This window comes from Mucilaginibacter celer (assembly GCF_003576455.2).
GTDB lineage: Bacteria > Bacteroidota > Bacteroidia > Sphingobacteriales > Sphingobacteriaceae > Mucilaginibacter > Mucilaginibacter celer.
The window spans coordinates 5,684,623-5,699,604 of the sequence record NZ_CP032869.1 but is presented as its reverse complement, the minus strand read 5'-3'; the positions used below and the strand labels follow the sequence as shown (position 1 = coordinate 5,699,604).

Annotated in this window: 15 protein-coding genes; 6 read left to right on the top strand and 9 right to left on the bottom strand. The window is 44.9% G+C overall.

The features are described 5' to 3' along the window. Positions 1–137 precede the first annotated feature (137 nt). The 3 genes from HYN43_RS23525 to HYN43_RS23515 all read left to right on the top strand — a co-directional run bounded on the left by HYN43_RS23525 (position 138) and on the right by HYN43_RS23515 (position 3,097). Complete coding sequence (locus HYN43_RS23525; protein ID WP_119406357.1) at positions 138–1,370, top strand: M16 family metallopeptidase; 1,233 nt, start codon at positions 138–140, stop codon at positions 1,368–1,370. 17 nt (positions 1,371–1,387) lie between these two features. After that, on the top strand, positions 1,388–1,960 hold the full coding sequence (gene def, locus HYN43_RS23520) for a peptide deformylase (RefSeq protein ID WP_119406356.1): 573 nt from the start codon (positions 1,388–1,390) through the stop codon (positions 1,958–1,960). A 252-nt stretch (positions 1,961–2,212) separates the two neighbouring features. Next, positions 2,213–3,097 carry a sugar phosphate isomerase/epimerase family protein gene (locus HYN43_RS23515; protein ID WP_119406355.1) on the top strand — a complete coding sequence of 295 codons (885 nt, stop codon included), beginning with the start codon at positions 2,213–2,215 and terminating at the stop codon, positions 3,095–3,097. 274 nt (positions 3,098–3,371) lie between these two features. Here HYN43_RS23515 and HYN43_RS23510 read toward each other — a convergent pair whose 3' ends face one another. The 3 genes from HYN43_RS23510 to HYN43_RS23500 are packed head-to-tail and all read right to left on the bottom strand — an operon-like array spanning position 3,372 to position 5,738. After that, positions 3,372–4,181, bottom strand: a complete 810-nt coding sequence (locus HYN43_RS23510; RefSeq protein ID WP_119406354.1) for a molybdopterin-dependent oxidoreductase — start codon at positions 4,179–4,181, stop codon at positions 3,372–3,374. Continuing rightward, the gene (locus tag HYN43_RS23505; RefSeq protein WP_162996600.1) at positions 4,156–4,863 is read right to left on the bottom strand and encodes a cytochrome b/b6 domain-containing protein; all 708 of its coding nucleotides are present in this window, start codon (positions 4,861–4,863) and stop codon (positions 4,156–4,158) included. Before HYN43_RS23505 ends, HYN43_RS23510 begins: the two co-directional genes overlap by 26 nt. Before the next feature lie 38 nt (positions 4,864–4,901). Then, complete coding sequence (locus HYN43_RS23500; protein ID WP_119406353.1) at positions 4,902–5,738, bottom strand: DUF1223 domain-containing protein; 837 nt, start codon at positions 5,736–5,738, stop codon at positions 4,902–4,904. Positions 5,739–5,987: 249 nt separating this feature from the next. Between HYN43_RS23500 and HYN43_RS23495 the strand changes: the two genes are divergently transcribed. Both HYN43_RS23495 and HYN43_RS23490 read left to right on the top strand, forming a co-directional pair. Next, the gene (locus HYN43_RS23495; protein WP_119406352.1) at positions 5,988–6,563 is read left to right on the top strand and encodes a sigma-70 family RNA polymerase sigma factor; all 576 of its coding nucleotides are present in this window, start codon (positions 5,988–5,990) and stop codon (positions 6,561–6,563) included. 3 nt (positions 6,564–6,566) lie between these two features. After that, positions 6,567–6,836, top strand: coding sequence for a hypothetical protein (locus tag HYN43_RS23490; RefSeq protein WP_119406351.1), 270 nt, complete (start codon positions 6,567–6,569; stop codon positions 6,834–6,836). 13 nt (positions 6,837–6,849) lie between these two features. Here HYN43_RS23490 and HYN43_RS23485 read toward each other — a convergent pair whose 3' ends face one another. Then, positions 6,850–7,455, bottom strand: coding sequence for an HAD family hydrolase (locus HYN43_RS23485; protein ID WP_119406350.1), 606 nt, complete (start codon positions 7,453–7,455; stop codon positions 6,850–6,852). Between the two features lie 72 nt (positions 7,456–7,527). Between HYN43_RS23485 and HYN43_RS23480 the strand changes: the two genes are divergently transcribed. Beyond that, positions 7,528–7,713 carry a hypothetical protein gene (locus tag HYN43_RS23480; RefSeq protein WP_119409093.1) on the top strand — a complete coding sequence of 62 codons (186 nt, stop codon included), beginning with the start codon at positions 7,528–7,530 and terminating at the stop codon, positions 7,711–7,713. Here HYN43_RS23480 and HYN43_RS23475 read toward each other — a convergent pair whose 3' ends face one another. The 5 genes from HYN43_RS23475 to serS form a co-directional block, all read right to left on the bottom strand. Next, entirely contained in the window at positions 7,714–8,070 is a 357-nt protein-coding gene (locus tag HYN43_RS23475; protein WP_162996599.1) for a hypothetical protein, read from the bottom strand. 60 nt (positions 8,071–8,130) lie between these two features. Continuing rightward, entirely contained in the window at positions 8,131–9,441 is a 1,311-nt protein-coding gene (gene thrC / locus HYN43_RS23470) for a threonine synthase (protein WP_119406348.1), read from the bottom strand. A gap of 171 nt (positions 9,442–9,612) precedes the next feature. Then, complete coding sequence (locus HYN43_RS23465; RefSeq protein ID WP_119406347.1) at positions 9,613–10,611, bottom strand: homoserine kinase; 999 nt, start codon at positions 10,609–10,611, stop codon at positions 9,613–9,615. 189 nt (positions 10,612–10,800) lie between these two features. Then, entirely contained in the window at positions 10,801–13,251 is a 2,451-nt protein-coding gene (gene thrA / locus HYN43_RS23460) for a bifunctional aspartate kinase/homoserine dehydrogenase I (protein ID WP_119406346.1), read from the bottom strand. A gap of 437 nt (positions 13,252–13,688) precedes the next feature. After that, positions 13,689–14,960 carry a serine--tRNA ligase gene (gene serS, locus HYN43_RS23455; protein WP_119406345.1) on the bottom strand — a complete coding sequence of 424 codons (1,272 nt, stop codon included), beginning with the start codon at positions 14,958–14,960 and terminating at the stop codon, positions 13,689–13,691. Positions 14,961–14,982: the final 22 nt, after the last annotated feature.

The window sequence follows — 14,982 nt, the reverse complement described above, 5'->3', positions numbered from 1 at the left end:
GTTAAAAACGGCATCCCGCGCGGTAATATTTCAATATTAACCGTTGCGGAAGTTGGTTTTAAACGCCTAAAATACTATAAATCACTTACAATAACATGAAAAATAATTGTGACAGATAAGCTTATCTTTGCAGCCTGATGACAGATTATCAACTTTTTACCTTGCCCAATGGCATCCGTATACTTTATAAACATTGGCCTTCGGCAATTACCCATTGCTGCTTTATTGTAAATGCCGGCTCGCGCGATGAGTTGCCGGGCCAGGAGGGGCTCGCTCATTTTATTGAGCACCTGCTGTTTAAAGAAACCGAACGCCGTAACACCAGCCAGATTCTGAACCGGCTTGAGCTGGTAGGTGCCGATTTAAACGCTTATACCACCAAAGAATATACCTGTATCCACGCCTCGCTGCTAAACCAACACCTGGAGCGTACGATGGATCTGTTTGAGGATATTTTATTCCATTCCACCTTCCCCGAAGACGAGCAGGAAAAGGAACGCGGCGTGATTTTGGACGAGATAGCTTCTTACCTCGATCAACCCGAAGAGGCCATTCAGGACGATTTTGAAGAACTGCTGTTTAAAGGTCACCCCATAGGGCAAAACATTTTAGGCACACCCGAAACCGTTGGCAGGCTTAATAGCACTGATATAAACAATTTTATTAAAGCCAATTATAATACCGGCGAGATGATTTTTGCCGTTCACGGTAATTACGATTTTAAAAAACTGGTGACCTTATCCGAAAAATATTTTGGCGCGGTGGCTTATCATCAGCCGCAAAAAAACAGGCTAATGCCGGGTACAACACCGGGCGGCATTCATGTAGTTAATAAACCCATTTCGCAAACGCATTGCATTATTGGCGGGCAGGCTTATGGCTCATCGCACCGCAATAAATGGGGTTTGCTGCTGCTTAACAACCTGTTGGGCGGTATAGGCATGAGCAGCAGGCTTAACCTTGAAGTGAGGGAAAAACATGGCATTGCCTACACCGTCGAATCAAACTATACGCCTTTAACCGACACCGGCATTTTTTCCATCTACTTTGGTACCGATACCGAAAAGGCGGCTAAGGCATCCAAGCTGATCCACAGGGAGTTAAAGAAACTGCGCGACCAAAAATTGGGCAGCCTGCAATTGCACCAGGCCCGCCAAAAATTTATAGGCCAAATAGCCCTGGCCGAAGAAAACCGCATGAGCGTGATCATAGCTATGGCCAAAAGCATGATTGATTTTAACCAGGTTGATACGCTTGATGAGATTTTTGAAAAGATAAATGCAGTAACCGCCGAACAATTGTTAGAGATAAGCAATGAAATTTTTGATACGGCCAGCTTAACCACTTTGTTGTTTGAGCCTAAGCAATAATCCTTTATTTTTGTAAGATGAAATACCCTATCATAGCCTACGGTGATCCTGTATTAAGAAAAAAGGCTACAGCCATTGAGCCCGACGAATATCCGCATATAAAAGAGCTGGTTGAAAACATGTTTGAAACCATGTATTCTGCGCGTGGTGTGGGTTTGGCCGCGCCGCAGGTAGGGATGTCCATGCGTTTGTTTGTGGTGGATGCCACGCCTTTTGATGATGACGAGCCGGAACTTAAAGATTTTAAAAAGGCATTTATCAACGCCACCATCCTTGAAGAAACCGGCGAGGAATGGGGTTTTAATGAAGGCTGCCTGAGCATCCCCGATATCCGCGAGGATGTTTACCGTAAGCCGGTTGTGCGTATGTCATACTACGACGAAAACTGGAAACATCACGAAGAAACCTTTAAAGGGATGGCTGCCCGCGTTATTCAACACGAGTACGATCATATTGAAGGTAAGCTGTTTACTGATAAATTAAGCCCGCTGCGCAAACGCCTGATTGAAAAAAAATTGAACGATATCTCGAAGGGAATGGTTGATGTTGATTACAGGATGAAGTTTCCCAATGTTAAAAAAGGAAGATAGATAGTTTTAAAAACTAAATAAAAAGGTCATTCGGAGCACGGATGACCTTTTTACTTTACACTAAACCCCAACCAACCTCTAATCTCCAACCACCAATCACTACTTCTTATTTACACTAAACCCCAACTAACCTCTAATCTCCAACCTCCAATCACTATGATTGCCGCTTAAACCTTTCAATAAAATTTCAGTCTTTGAATTGGCATTTTTAATGCGTTATATTTACACAACCAATCATTAAAAAATAAACCAATGACTACCAGACGCTCATTCTTGAAAACATCGGCGCTACTTTCGGCAGGTTTGCTGGCAGCACCCAAATTGTTTGCTTATGATAAAAAATATATAGGCCTTCAATTATATACCGTACGCGATGCCATGGCTGCCGATCCGGTGGCGGCATTAGCTAAAGTTGCAAAAACAGGCTTTACATCGGTAGAAGGTGCAACCTATACCGGCACCGAGTTATTTTACGGCATGAGTGCCAAAGATTTTTCGAACGTTTTAAAGCAGAATGGCCTCATTATGCCAAGTGCTCACTACCGTTTGGGCGAGGAGTTGGTTAACGGAGAGCAGCAAAAAGGTACCATCCTTAACGATTGGAAAAAAGCCGTTGATGATGCTGCCGAAGCAGGCGTACAATACATGGTATGTGCCTACCTGTCGCAATCAGAACGCGGCAATCTTGATCACTATAAAAACATAGCCAATATGCTTGACATAGCCGGCGAAACCTGTAAGGAAGCAGGCATCCAGCTTTGTTATCATAACCACGATTTTGAATTTATACAGGAAAACGGCAAATACCCTTACGAGATTTTGTTAGACAGCACCGATAAAAGCCTGGTAAAAATGGAAATGGACCTGTACTGGGTTACCAAAGCTAACCAGGATCCGATTGCATTGATCGACAAGCATCCGGGCCGTTTCCCGCTGTGGCACGTAAAGGACATGGACAAAAGTCCAGAAAAACGCTTTACCGAGGTAGGCAATGGTGTTATCGACTTTAAAAAGATTTTTACCCAGGCCAAAAAATCGGGCCTGAAATACTTCTTTGTTGAGCAGGATATCTGCCCAGGCGATCCGTTTGCAAGCATCAGCCAGAGCATTGGCTACATCAAAAAGAACCTGGTGTAAAATTGCTTTTACAAATACAAAAAAGGCCTGCTATTAAAACAATATGCAGGCCTTTTTTGCTTTATAGTTATAAATGACATGAACGGAGAAAAGATGAACCAAACGATGATTAAATATCTGATAGCTATTTTAGCGGCATCTTTTCTTTATGCCTGCGCGGCAGAAGCGCGACCTGCCGGACATACCGTTATGCAATGCCACTATCAATCTGCTTATTGATCTTTTCTTGTTTAGCTTTTCTATTTAAAAAGCTGTGTTAGCCACGCTGTTTCTTCTACAACCCTGCATAATAATCATACCCCTGCTCGGCCCAATAATCACGCGGACGGGTGTTGCTAAAATTGATGCTGCCTATCCGTTTCAGGTTTTTTATCCCGTATTTAACCGGAATAATAAGCCTTAAAGGCGCCCCATGTTTTGGTGGCAGCGGCTTTTCGTTCACCTCGTAAGCCAATAAGGTTTGGGGGTGCATGGCGCTGGGCATATCTACGCCAACATAGTATTTTTTATCAGGCGTTTCCATGCCTACGTACTCAAAAGCTGTTTCGGCATCCAGCTTAAAATGTGCTATAAAATCGCTGAATTTTACACCACCCCAGTGCGAGATCTGGTCCCAGCCTTCCACACACTTAAAATCGTAAATAATCTCGGTTTTGGGCAGCTTCATAATTTCGTCTATACCGATACTCAACATTTCTCCGTTGCTTTTTTTAACCACCAGTTTCCAGGCCTCCACGTCAACCAATCCGGCCGAACCTATATCGCTGTTATGGCGTACTGTTTTGGCCGCCATTCCTTTTGGATAGGTTTTTACCAAATTTTGATTACTGTATAGCCCGCGTACAATTTTTTCGTTGGTGTTGAGTACTGCGCGCAATGGTGCATGGGCCTGGGCGGTTATTCCCTTTTTTTCAAGCGGTGAGGTATACAGCCACCGCCAGCCACCGTAAGCCGCGCTTCCTAATGCCAGGAAGCTGCCAAACGAAATAAAATTACGCCTGCTGATCTTCTGCTCAACGGTAAGCTCTTTTTTAGGAGCCTTCTTTTTACTGAAAACTTTATTCAGCCTTTTCGTTAGTTTCATCGTTTTCAATTTGGATAACAGGCTGCGGTTTTTCGTCAATCACCTCAAACCCCGAAATTACCGACCTGAAATTGTTCCAGCCCGCAAGTACCACCTGTACAACATGCACCAAAAAAAACAGCACATAACCTATGGTTAACACAAAATGCCAGATGCGGGCCAGGTGATATCCGCCGCAAAGCCATACGAGGTAATTAAACTGTACCGGCTTATAAATGGCCAGCCCTGTTATCAATGAGCCAAAGCCCATAACAATAATAGCCGTATAGGCTATGCGCTGGGCGGCATTGTATTTATTTTGAGGAGGTGCCATTTTGCGGATGTGCAGATCATGCAATACCACCTGCCAGGCTTCTTTAAACGAATGCCGGTTGGGCAACAATTCGCGCCACTGGCCCGATATAATGGTATAAGCCACATATAAAAAGCCATTCAGCGCAAAAAACCACATAAACAAAAAATGAAAGGCCATACCCTCGGCCAGGCGTTTGGGGATGTGGAGGGCATCATAAAAGCCTTGCGGAAAAAACCGGATAAAGGTTACCCCAAAAAGGCTGAAGGTATAAGTATCATTAGCCCAGTAAATAAGTAGCCCACTCCAGATCATGATAGTGAGGATGGGAAAATTTACCCAATGCGTCCAGCGCATTAACAGCGGATGCTTTTCTTTAATTACCTTCATTTATTATACGTTGTGGTTTTGCGGTCAATAGTTTGTGCCTATTTTGTGCTTTTTGTGCCGATGGTATTTTCGGTGGTGGCAGTTACGTTAAAGCCGCTTTTTGCCGCAGCCAAAATGCCGCCGTTATCGTTATCCTGTATAAAGCCTATCACTTCATATCCGTTTGCATCAAACCCGGCAGGCAAGGCTATATTGGTGCTGCCATAATTTTTTAACGGAACGTTTTGTATTTCGCGAACAATTTGCGAATGGGCAAGTGTGCGCCCGCCATTCTCGCCGGCTTTTACCTTGCTTACGGCCTGTTTTTGCACAAGCGCCAGCAATACAGCTTTACCCGAATTATTAGTACTTCCCTCAACGCTATACTGAATGGTAGCTGCGCCGCTTGTTGCACGCTGCGCGCTGATCTTTAGTTTAACAACGTTGCTGCCCTGTAGGCCGTTTTTAATGGCATTGCGTAAAGCACCTTCCTGCGAGCCCACAAATTCGGTTTTGCCGTTAACCACAATTTGAGGGGTATAAATTTGCGACAGGTTTAACCAGCCGGCATATTGGTTTTGCCTTTTAGTGTAAGCAGCATCGCTAAATGAATCCTTCCAGCCCAGGCGGTCCCAGTAATCAACATGGTAGGCCAAAATATAAACAGGTTTATCGTCAACCTCTTTTTCAACCTTAGCTACCAGCTCATCAGCTGGCGGGCAGCTCGAACAGCCTTCGGAAGTGAACAATTCTACTACCGCAAAACCCTTGCCCTCAATGCTGGTCGTCTTACCTGCACTATTTTTAGCGGCACTTGTGCAGTTTATAAAAGCCACAGCAACAACTGCAATGCCTATTAAAAACGGCATAATTGATGATATTTTTACCCTTTCCATTGTTTCGGTATTAAATGATATACGTTTTTATCGCTTTGTCGGGTTTAGGGACGAAACCTTACAATAAATTTTTTTATTTGGAATAAACGATATAAATATCGGTATAAAGCATTCATTATCAAGTTGCAAAATGTAATTTAGTGATTAAGTTCGGGGTTGGTTTTTTGCGGCGGATAAATTTATATTTTTTTGTAAGGAATATTCCCCGCGCCCGACTAAGGGGGTAATTGTTTTAGTATACTGCAATTCATGACAACCGAAAGTAATGTATTAAACCCGCATAAATGGGTTGCCAACTATGCCGATTACCTGTATATGTATGCCATTGTGCGTATTAATGATGAGGATACCGCTAAGGATTTGGTACAGGAAACCCTTTTGGCCGCTCTTGAACGCGCCGATCGCTTTGAAGGCAAAAGCACCGAACGAACGTGGCTTACCGCTATACTTAAAAATAAGATTATTGACGTTTATCGCAAAAAATCGTCGGGGCTGGCCATCGCATCGGCTAATAAAGCTGCGCAGGAGCAGGACGCGTTTTTTGAGGAAGACAATGGCCACTGGAAAGCCGAGTACGCCCCACAGCCTATAGCGGCAATGGACGAGCACGATCCGCTGCTTAAAAAAGAGCTGAACGCCATTTTGCAATTGTGCCTTAAAAAACTGCCGGAGCTTTGGAAGTCGGTGTTTACGATGAAACATATTGATGATGCCGCAACCGAAACGATATGTACCGAGTTGCACGTTACGCAGGCCAACTTTTGGGTTATTATTCACCGGGCAAAAATTAACCTGCGTGCCTGCCTGCAAAAAAACTGGAATTAAGCAATGAGCTATTTAAATAAGATATTAAACAACTGCAAGCAGGCCACATTTTTGATTGAGAAAAAACAGATCAAACGGCTAAGCTTTCGCGAGGGTATTGAGCTGCGTATTCACCTTGCCGGATGCGGCCTTTGCCAGCTATATGATAAACAAAGCCATATCATTAATAGTATGGTACAACAGCTTTATCACGACACGTTTAAAAATGAGCTAAAGCTTGATGATACTTTTAAGGCTGATTTGCAGGCCCGAATTGAACGCGAGATGAATTAAATGTGCGGTTTAGCTACAAAATTTCCAGCTTCTGCAATTCTTCTTCCAGCACTTCTGCCGATGTAAAGTGAATGCTTTTGATACCCATTTTTTCGGCTGCTAAAATATTGCGGTAATTATCGTCGATAAATAAAGCTTCACCGGCGTTTACCTGGTACCTGTCAAGCAAAATCTGGTAAAAGGCAGGTGTTGGTTTACGCATCTTTTCTGTTCCTGATACTACAATGCCATCAAACCAGCCCAAAAAATCAAACCGCTCCAAAGCCATCGGAAAAGTCTCGGCCGACCAGTTGGTTAGTGCGTAAATTTTGTATTTGCCGCTTGCTTTCAACTGCCTGAAAATTTCGATCGTGCCATGAAAAGGATCGCCAAGCATTTCTATCCAGCGACCATAAAAAGCCCGGATGTTGGCTTCATGCTCCGGGAATTGCGCCACAAGCAGTTCTGTCCCCTCGTGTAACGGGCGACCGGCATCTTGTTCTTCATTCCAGTCGGACGTGCAGACATTGGCCAGGAAATTCTTCATTTCCTGTTCGTCGGTAAACAGGGTGCGGTACATGTAATGCGGGTTCCAGTCGATTAAAACGGCCCCCAGATCGAATATGATGGTGTTGATCATTGCGCGTAAAAACTTAAAGCTAATAAACACTTTAAATTTTAATTAGTAAATTAGATTATTAAATAGTTAATGATGTTGACCAAGCAAGAAGTGTTGAAAACGGTTAATGAGCTACCTGGCGAATTTACTTTTGATGAGATCTTGGACAGGTTGATGTTGCTAAACAAAATAGATATTGGTCTCGAACAATCAAACAACGGCGAAATTTTATCGACAGATGAAACCAAAGAAAGCCTGGGTAAATGGTTAAGCAACTAACTACTTCTTCTTCAAACGAATTTCGTGTACCTCGGCCTTAGTAACCACCGAATCTTTCAGAAAAACAACAAGCGTTTCGGTATAGGTTAATGTCCCTTTGCTGTATTGCCTGTCAACGTCATACACCATACTATCCCTGCTGCTTAATTGCGGGCGGTGCAAAAGGTGGATCACCTGTTGATATTTCAGGTTATTGAGTTGCTTACTGGCAATCAAATCCTCAACCATAGCAGGGCGATAGGCAAAAGTAAGGCCGTCGCCGTCATCCCATTTATCACGATCAAATTTTAGTTTGCGGCTGCAGGCGGTAAGGCAAACTGCCGAAAGGCAGATAAATATCAGGGTTTTGTTGAACATTTTATGTTTCGGTATCAGATGCCGGAAGGTTACATCTTCCGGCATCTAAAAATACTGAAATTAATCAACCCCTAAAAGGTAACCTTTAAAATCAGCAAAATCTTTACTGATGGCCACAGCCAGTTTGGTTTTTGATTCCAACTCTTTCACCTGCTCCGGTACATCAATTTTAGCGGCAACTTCCGGGCTAAATACATCCGGGAATTTGCAAGGATGCGCGGTTGAAAGGAATGCACCGGCGGTATCTGCTGCCACGTGATCCTGCTGATAATCGGTAAGTGCCTGCCATGCTATGGCGGTATGAGGGCAAACCACATAATCATAACTATCAAATACCCAGTTAATGGCTTTTACGGTTTGTTCGTCATCATACTTAAAGCCAACAACTAATTCTTTTAACGCTTCGGTATCGTTTTTAAACAGATCGGCAATACGAACCCAGTTGCTTGGGTTGCCAACGTCCATCGCATTTGATAATGTGGCTACAGATGGCTTAGGCTGATAAACGCCGGTTTTTAAAAACTCAGGCACGGTATCATTAGCATTGGTGGCGGCGATGAATTTCTCGACAGGTAAGCCCATTTTCCAGGCCAATAAACCGGCGCCGATGTTACCGAAGTTACCGCTTGGTACCGAGAATATTACTTTTTTAATGCCCTGCCTTAACAGTTGAGCATAAGCATTGAAATAATAAAAAGTTTGCGGCACAAGGCGGGCTATATTGATAGAGTTGGCCGATGTTAAACGGAATTTTGCATTCAAATCCTCATCAACAAAAGCTTGTTTTACCAAAGCCTGGCAATCATCAAATGTGCCATCAACTTCAAGCGCGCGGATGTTTTGGCCATTGGTGGTTAATTGCTGCTCTTGCACACCGCTTACCTTGCCTTTGGGGTAAAGGATGGTTACACGAGTGTTAGGAACACCTAAAAAGCCAAGCGCTACGGCACCGCCGGTATCGCCGCTGGTGGCCACTAATACGTCGAGCTGCTTTTCGCCCGGCTCAAGAAAATAGCTCATTACGCGGCTCATGAAGCGGGCACCAAAATCTTTAAAAGCCAGTGATGGGCCGTGGAAAAGTTCGAGCACATAAACATTGTCCTGCAGTTTTACTATTGGGGCAGGAAAGTTGATGGCATCATCAATCAGCGCTTTCAGATCGTCTGTCGGGATCGAATCTTCAAGCAGGTTTTGGGCTACTTTAAAGGCGATCTCGGGCAGGGAATATTTATCAAGGTTGTTGATAAATTCATCATCCAAACGCGGGATGCTGTAAGGCATGTACAGGCCTTTATCCTGCGGCATGCTGTTAAAAACGGCATCTTTAAAGGATACTTCAGATAGGGTATTATTGGTACTGTAGAGTTTCATTTTTTGATTTCGGAATTCGGATGTTCGATTTCGTTTTTTTTTATTGAGGGCCTCCTCCGCCACGTCATTGCGAGGTACGAAGCAATCGCGAACTATACAGAGCGAACCTGCTTCCGTGCGATTGCCTCGTACCTCGCAATGAAGTGATGGGTTATAGCGGATTTTGGATGATTAGCCCAAAACTTTCGGCCCTGCGTCATTTATGGTTGATACATAACTATTAGAGCCAATCTTAAGCCCGGTTAAGTGCTGCTGTAACTTCTGCGTAATAGCACGGGCTGTCGCTTCATCTTTAGTAAAAGCAAAAACCGACGGGCCTGAGCCGGAGATACCAAAGCTTACCGCGCCAAGTTCCATGGCCATTTCGCGCATTTTATAAAAATCGGGGATGAGCATGGAGCGTACCGGCTCAACCAGCACATCCTTCATACTGCGGCCAATCAGGTCGATGTCCTGCATAAACAAGCCGCTTACCAGGCCGGCTATGTTGCCCCACTGGGTAACGGCGTCTTTCATCTGGATGTTTTTGCGGATAATCTGGCGGGCTTCGCGGGTAGGTACATCCACATCAGGGAATACAATGGCACACCACAAATCTTTAGGGTGCGGTAATCTTACCACATCCAAAGGCTCATAACTACGGATCAGCACAAAGCCACCAAACAAGGCTGGAGCCACATTATCGGCGTGGCCATGCCCGCAAGCCATTTCCTCGCCCTTCATAGCAAAAGGAAGCAATTTTATCGGGTCTGCATTATCGCCCAACAAAGTTTTAATAGCAAACAACCCCGCAACGGTACTGGCCGAGCTTGAACCCAGGCCACTACCAATAGGCATTTTTTTATGCAGTTCGATATCTAAACCGATATCGGTACGACCAACGCTCTGCAAGTAATGTTGAACACTCACGCTCACGGTGTTCTTAGCCGGATCGAGCGGTAAACGACCATCATCACCGGTAATTTTGCTTAGGGTGATGCCGGGCTTGTTGGTAACGCGCATAATCACTTCGTCGCCGGGCTCATCAACGGCAAAACCTAACACATCGAATCCGCAAACTACGTTGGCTACCGTTGCCGGGGCGAAAACGTGAACGCTGTCGCCCTCCCGGCCCCCTGAAGGGGGAGCTAAAGGAGTGGGGGCTAATTCTTGTAACTTATTATCTTCCATTATTTAAAATATCAAACTATTGATCATCGCCTGCATAGCTTTTTGAAGCTAAGAAGCGGGGACTGTGTGATTCCCCTCTTGAGAGGGGTGGAGGGGTGTGTTATCCTGTATGGTTTATCGCTCGTATAACACACCCCTGCTCGCGCTCTTTTCCTCCGCGCCCCCTCTCAAGAGGGGATTTGAAAAAGCTTAATTCGCGCCTACGTTTATTAAATCAGCAAATACACCTGCGGCGGTTACTTCGGCACCTGCGCCGGGGCCTTTTACAACCAGTGGGCGCTCGCGGTACCTGTCGGTTGTGAAAGAGATGATGTTATCGCTGCCCGATAGCATGTAGAATGGGTGGTTTTCATCAACCATTTGTAGGGTGATGCTTACTTTGCCATTTTCAAGCTTACCAATGTAGCGTAAAACCTTGCCATCTTTCTCGGCCGCATCTTTCAGTTTGGCAAAGTGCGCGTCTTCGGTTTTAAGGGTAGCATAAAAGTCTTCAACGGTTTTGGCTTCAAGGCTGGCTTTTGGCAGTACGCTTTCAATTTCTACATCGCTTTCTTCCATCGCATAACCTGCATCACGGGCAAGGATGAGCATTTTACGCATAAAATCCTTGCCGCTCAGGTCGTCGCGCGGATCGGGTTCTGTGTAGCCTTTATCCTGTGCTTCTTTTACCACATCATGGAAGTTGGCATCGCCTTTAAAATTATTAAAGATGAACGAGATGGTGCCCGAAAGGATAGCCTCGATACGCTGCACCCTGTCGCCGCTGTTCATCAGGTTGTTAAGTGTGTTAATGATCGGCAGGCCTGCACCAACGTTGGTTTCGTAAAAGAAATCAACGCCATGGGCGCGGGCGGTATCTTTAAAAGTACGGTATTGCTGATAGCTGCCCGAGTTTCCTATTTTATTACAGGTAATAACCGAGATATTGGCTTTGAAAACCTCCTCGTAAAAAGCAATTGGCTTAGGGCTGGCGGTGTTATCAATAAATACGCAGTTAGGCAGGTTCATTTCCTTCATGCGCTCTACAAAATTAGCCAGGTCGGCTTCGTGTAGCGCGTTATCCAGATCATGCTGCCAGGTATCCAGCGAAATACCATCGCTGTTGAAAGTCATTTTGCGGGTATTGCTGATACCGGCTATTTTAACCTGGATACCGTTGTTATCTTTCAGGTATTGGGTATGGGCATTTAATTGGTTGAACAAAGTTTTGCCTATGTTGCCGGTACCCAAGCAGAATGCATGCAGGGTTTTAGTAAGCTGTACAAAAAAGGCATCGTGCACGGCGTTTAGCGCTTTTGATAAATCATTAGCCGAGATGATCACCGAGATATTATATTCTGAAGAACCTTGCGCTATAGCCCTTACGTTAACGCCGTTACGGCCCAACGCATGGAACAACTTGCCCGACATGCCGGGCGTTTGCTTCATGTTTTCGCCTACTATAGCCAGGATAGCTAAGTTTTTTTCGATTACGATATGCTCCAGTTTTTTGGCGGCCAGCTCCAGTTCAAACTCCTGCTCAATAACCTGTTTGGCTCTTTCGGTATCCTGAGGCTGAACGGCGAAAGTGATGCTGTGCTCTGAAGATGACTGGGTAATGAGGATCACGTTGATCTGCTCACGGGCCAGCAGCGAGAACAACCTGCCGCTAAAACCCGATTTACCAACCATGCCGCTACCCTCTAAATTGAGGATGCTGATATTATTGATAGATGAAATACCTTTGATAGGCAGGGTAGAAGCCTTGCAATCATGACGGATCACGGTACCCTCAAACTCCGGCTCGAAAGTATTTTTGATAACGATAGGAATCTTTTTCATGAAAGCCGGGATCATGGTTGGCGGGTAGATCACCTTGGCACCGAAGTAAGAGAGCTCCATCGCTTCGGTATAAGTAAGCTCGGTTAACGAGAATGCTTTTTTCACCATCCGCGGATCGGCGGTCATCATACCGTTAACGTCCGTCCAGATCTGAATTTCCTGGGCATTTAACGCCGCGCCGAAGATGGCAGCAGTATAATCAGAACCACCGCGACCTAAAGTAGTAGTCTGCCCGACATCGTTTGAGGCAATAAAGCCGGTAACGATCAGGGTTTTGCCTTTGTTTTCGGCATACAGGCCTTTTATCAGTTGTTCGGTAAGCTCGGTATTAACACGGGCATTGCCGAAGGCGCTATCCGTTTTGATTACGTCGGCGGCATCAACAAACAGCACATCGCCAAAATGCTGGGCGGCAATTTTGCTCACCATCAGAGTTGAACAGCGCTCGCCGAAAGCCAGTACCTGGTCGCGGGTTTTCGGGGTAAGTTCGCGCAGGGTAAGTACGCCCTGTAACAATTCTTCCAGCTGGTTGAAGTGGATTTTTAAGCGGGTAAGTGCCGGGTTTTGGTTTTGCACATCAAGCAGGGCTTTTACCGTATCAAAGTGGCGTTTTTCCAGCTCGGCCAGTCCGGCAGTAAATTCTTTGCCGTTTGCCGCATCTTCGGCCATAGCCGAGAGCAGGTTGGTTACGCCGCCCATGGCCGATAGCACCACCACCGGTTTCTCTTCATTTTTTACTTCATCCTTCAGGATGTTTAACAGGGTTTGGATGCTGGCTACAGACCCAACGGAAGTACCTCCGAATTTTAAAACTTTCATTTATGGTTTAGTAATCGTTCTATAACAAAAAAACCTTCCTCTTTGCGGAGGAAGGTTTTTTCTTTTGGTTTTCATTTTATGTTTTTACACCATACGATTATCTTCCTCCGAGGTTTATACCGGTGGTAATAATAATGGTAGAAATGGTGTTGTTAATTGTCATATATAATGTCGGTAAAGTAAGTAGATTATTTTCTGATTTGCAAGGATTATTTTACAAATTATGATTTTAGCAATAATTATCAACGAGTTAGTGCCTGATTTAACAGTTTTGTAAAAGGCGTAGTATAATTTCGGCACAGACATCCGCAGGATGCCGCTGTATTAAAAGCATCAGCATATAAATAACAAAGCCACCCCAATTAAAGAGGCGGCTTTGTTCGGATGATTATGTAATGCTTTAATGAATTAACTATGGATGTTGCGTCATTAAAAAATTAATCTATCCACTCAAACTTAGTGTAAGGCACCAGCACTTCGGGTACTTTAATACCTTTTTCAGTTTGGTTGTTCTCTAATAAAGTAGCCACGATACGAGGCAAAGCCAACGCGCTGCCATTAAGCGTATGCGCCAACTGCGTTTTACCATCGGCATTACGGAAACGCAGTTTAAGTCTGTTGCTCTGAAAAGTTTCGAAGTTTGATACCGATGATACTTCCAGCCAGCGTTGTTGCGCAGCGCTCCAGGTTTCCATATCGTAAGTTAAAGCCGAGCCAAAGCCCATATCGCCGCCGCAAAGGCGCAATACGCGGTAAGGCAAACCTAAGTTTTTCAATAAGCCCTGTACGTGATTGCTCATTAGTTCCAATATCTCGTACGATTTATCGGGATGTGCAATGGTAACAATCTCCACCTTATCAAACTGGTGCAAGCGGTTAAGGCCACGTACATGCGCGCCGTATGATCCAGCTTCGCGGCGGAAACATGGCGTATGCCCGCAATTGCGGATAGGTAGCTGGTCTTCTTTCACAATAACGTCGCGGTACAGGTTGGTGATAGGTACCTCGGCAGTAGGGATGAGGTACAGGTTATCAATACCTACATGATACATCTGCCCTTCCTTATCCGGCAGCTGTGATGTGCCGAAACCTGATGCTTCATTCACCATCAGCGGTACGCTTACTTCGCTATAGCCAGCTTTTTCGGCCTCGTCAATAAAATAATTGATGAGTGCGCGTTGCAGTTTGGCACCTTTGCCTTTATATACCGGGAAACCGGCACCGGTTATTTTAACACCAAGTTCAAAATCTATCAGGCCGTATTTGGCAGCCAGTTCCCAATGCGGCAGGGCATCGGCAGGCAGTTCCGGTTTATCGCCGTTCTCTAAAACAACTTCATTATCCTCGGGCGTAAGGCCTTTGGGTACCGAGCTGTGGGGCAGATTGGGTAGCAAAACCAGTTTTTGGTAAAGCTCTTCTTCTGTGGCAGCAAGCAGATCGCCAAATTTTTTGATCTCTTCTTTCCATGCACCGGTTTTAGCTTTGATGCCTTCGGCTTCGTCTTTTTTGCCGGTACGCATCAGCTCGCCTATTTGTTTTGCAGCTGCATTGGCCTCGGCCGAAACGTTATCCATACTGGTTTGAGTGGAGCGGCGTTTATCATCCAGTTCAATTATTTCATCAACCAGTTCGGGCTGTTTAAAATTTTTTACAGCCAAACGTTCCAAAACCTGTTCCCGGTTATCACGGATATAACTAACTTGCAGCATTATTTTATTTTTTAGGCAAAGA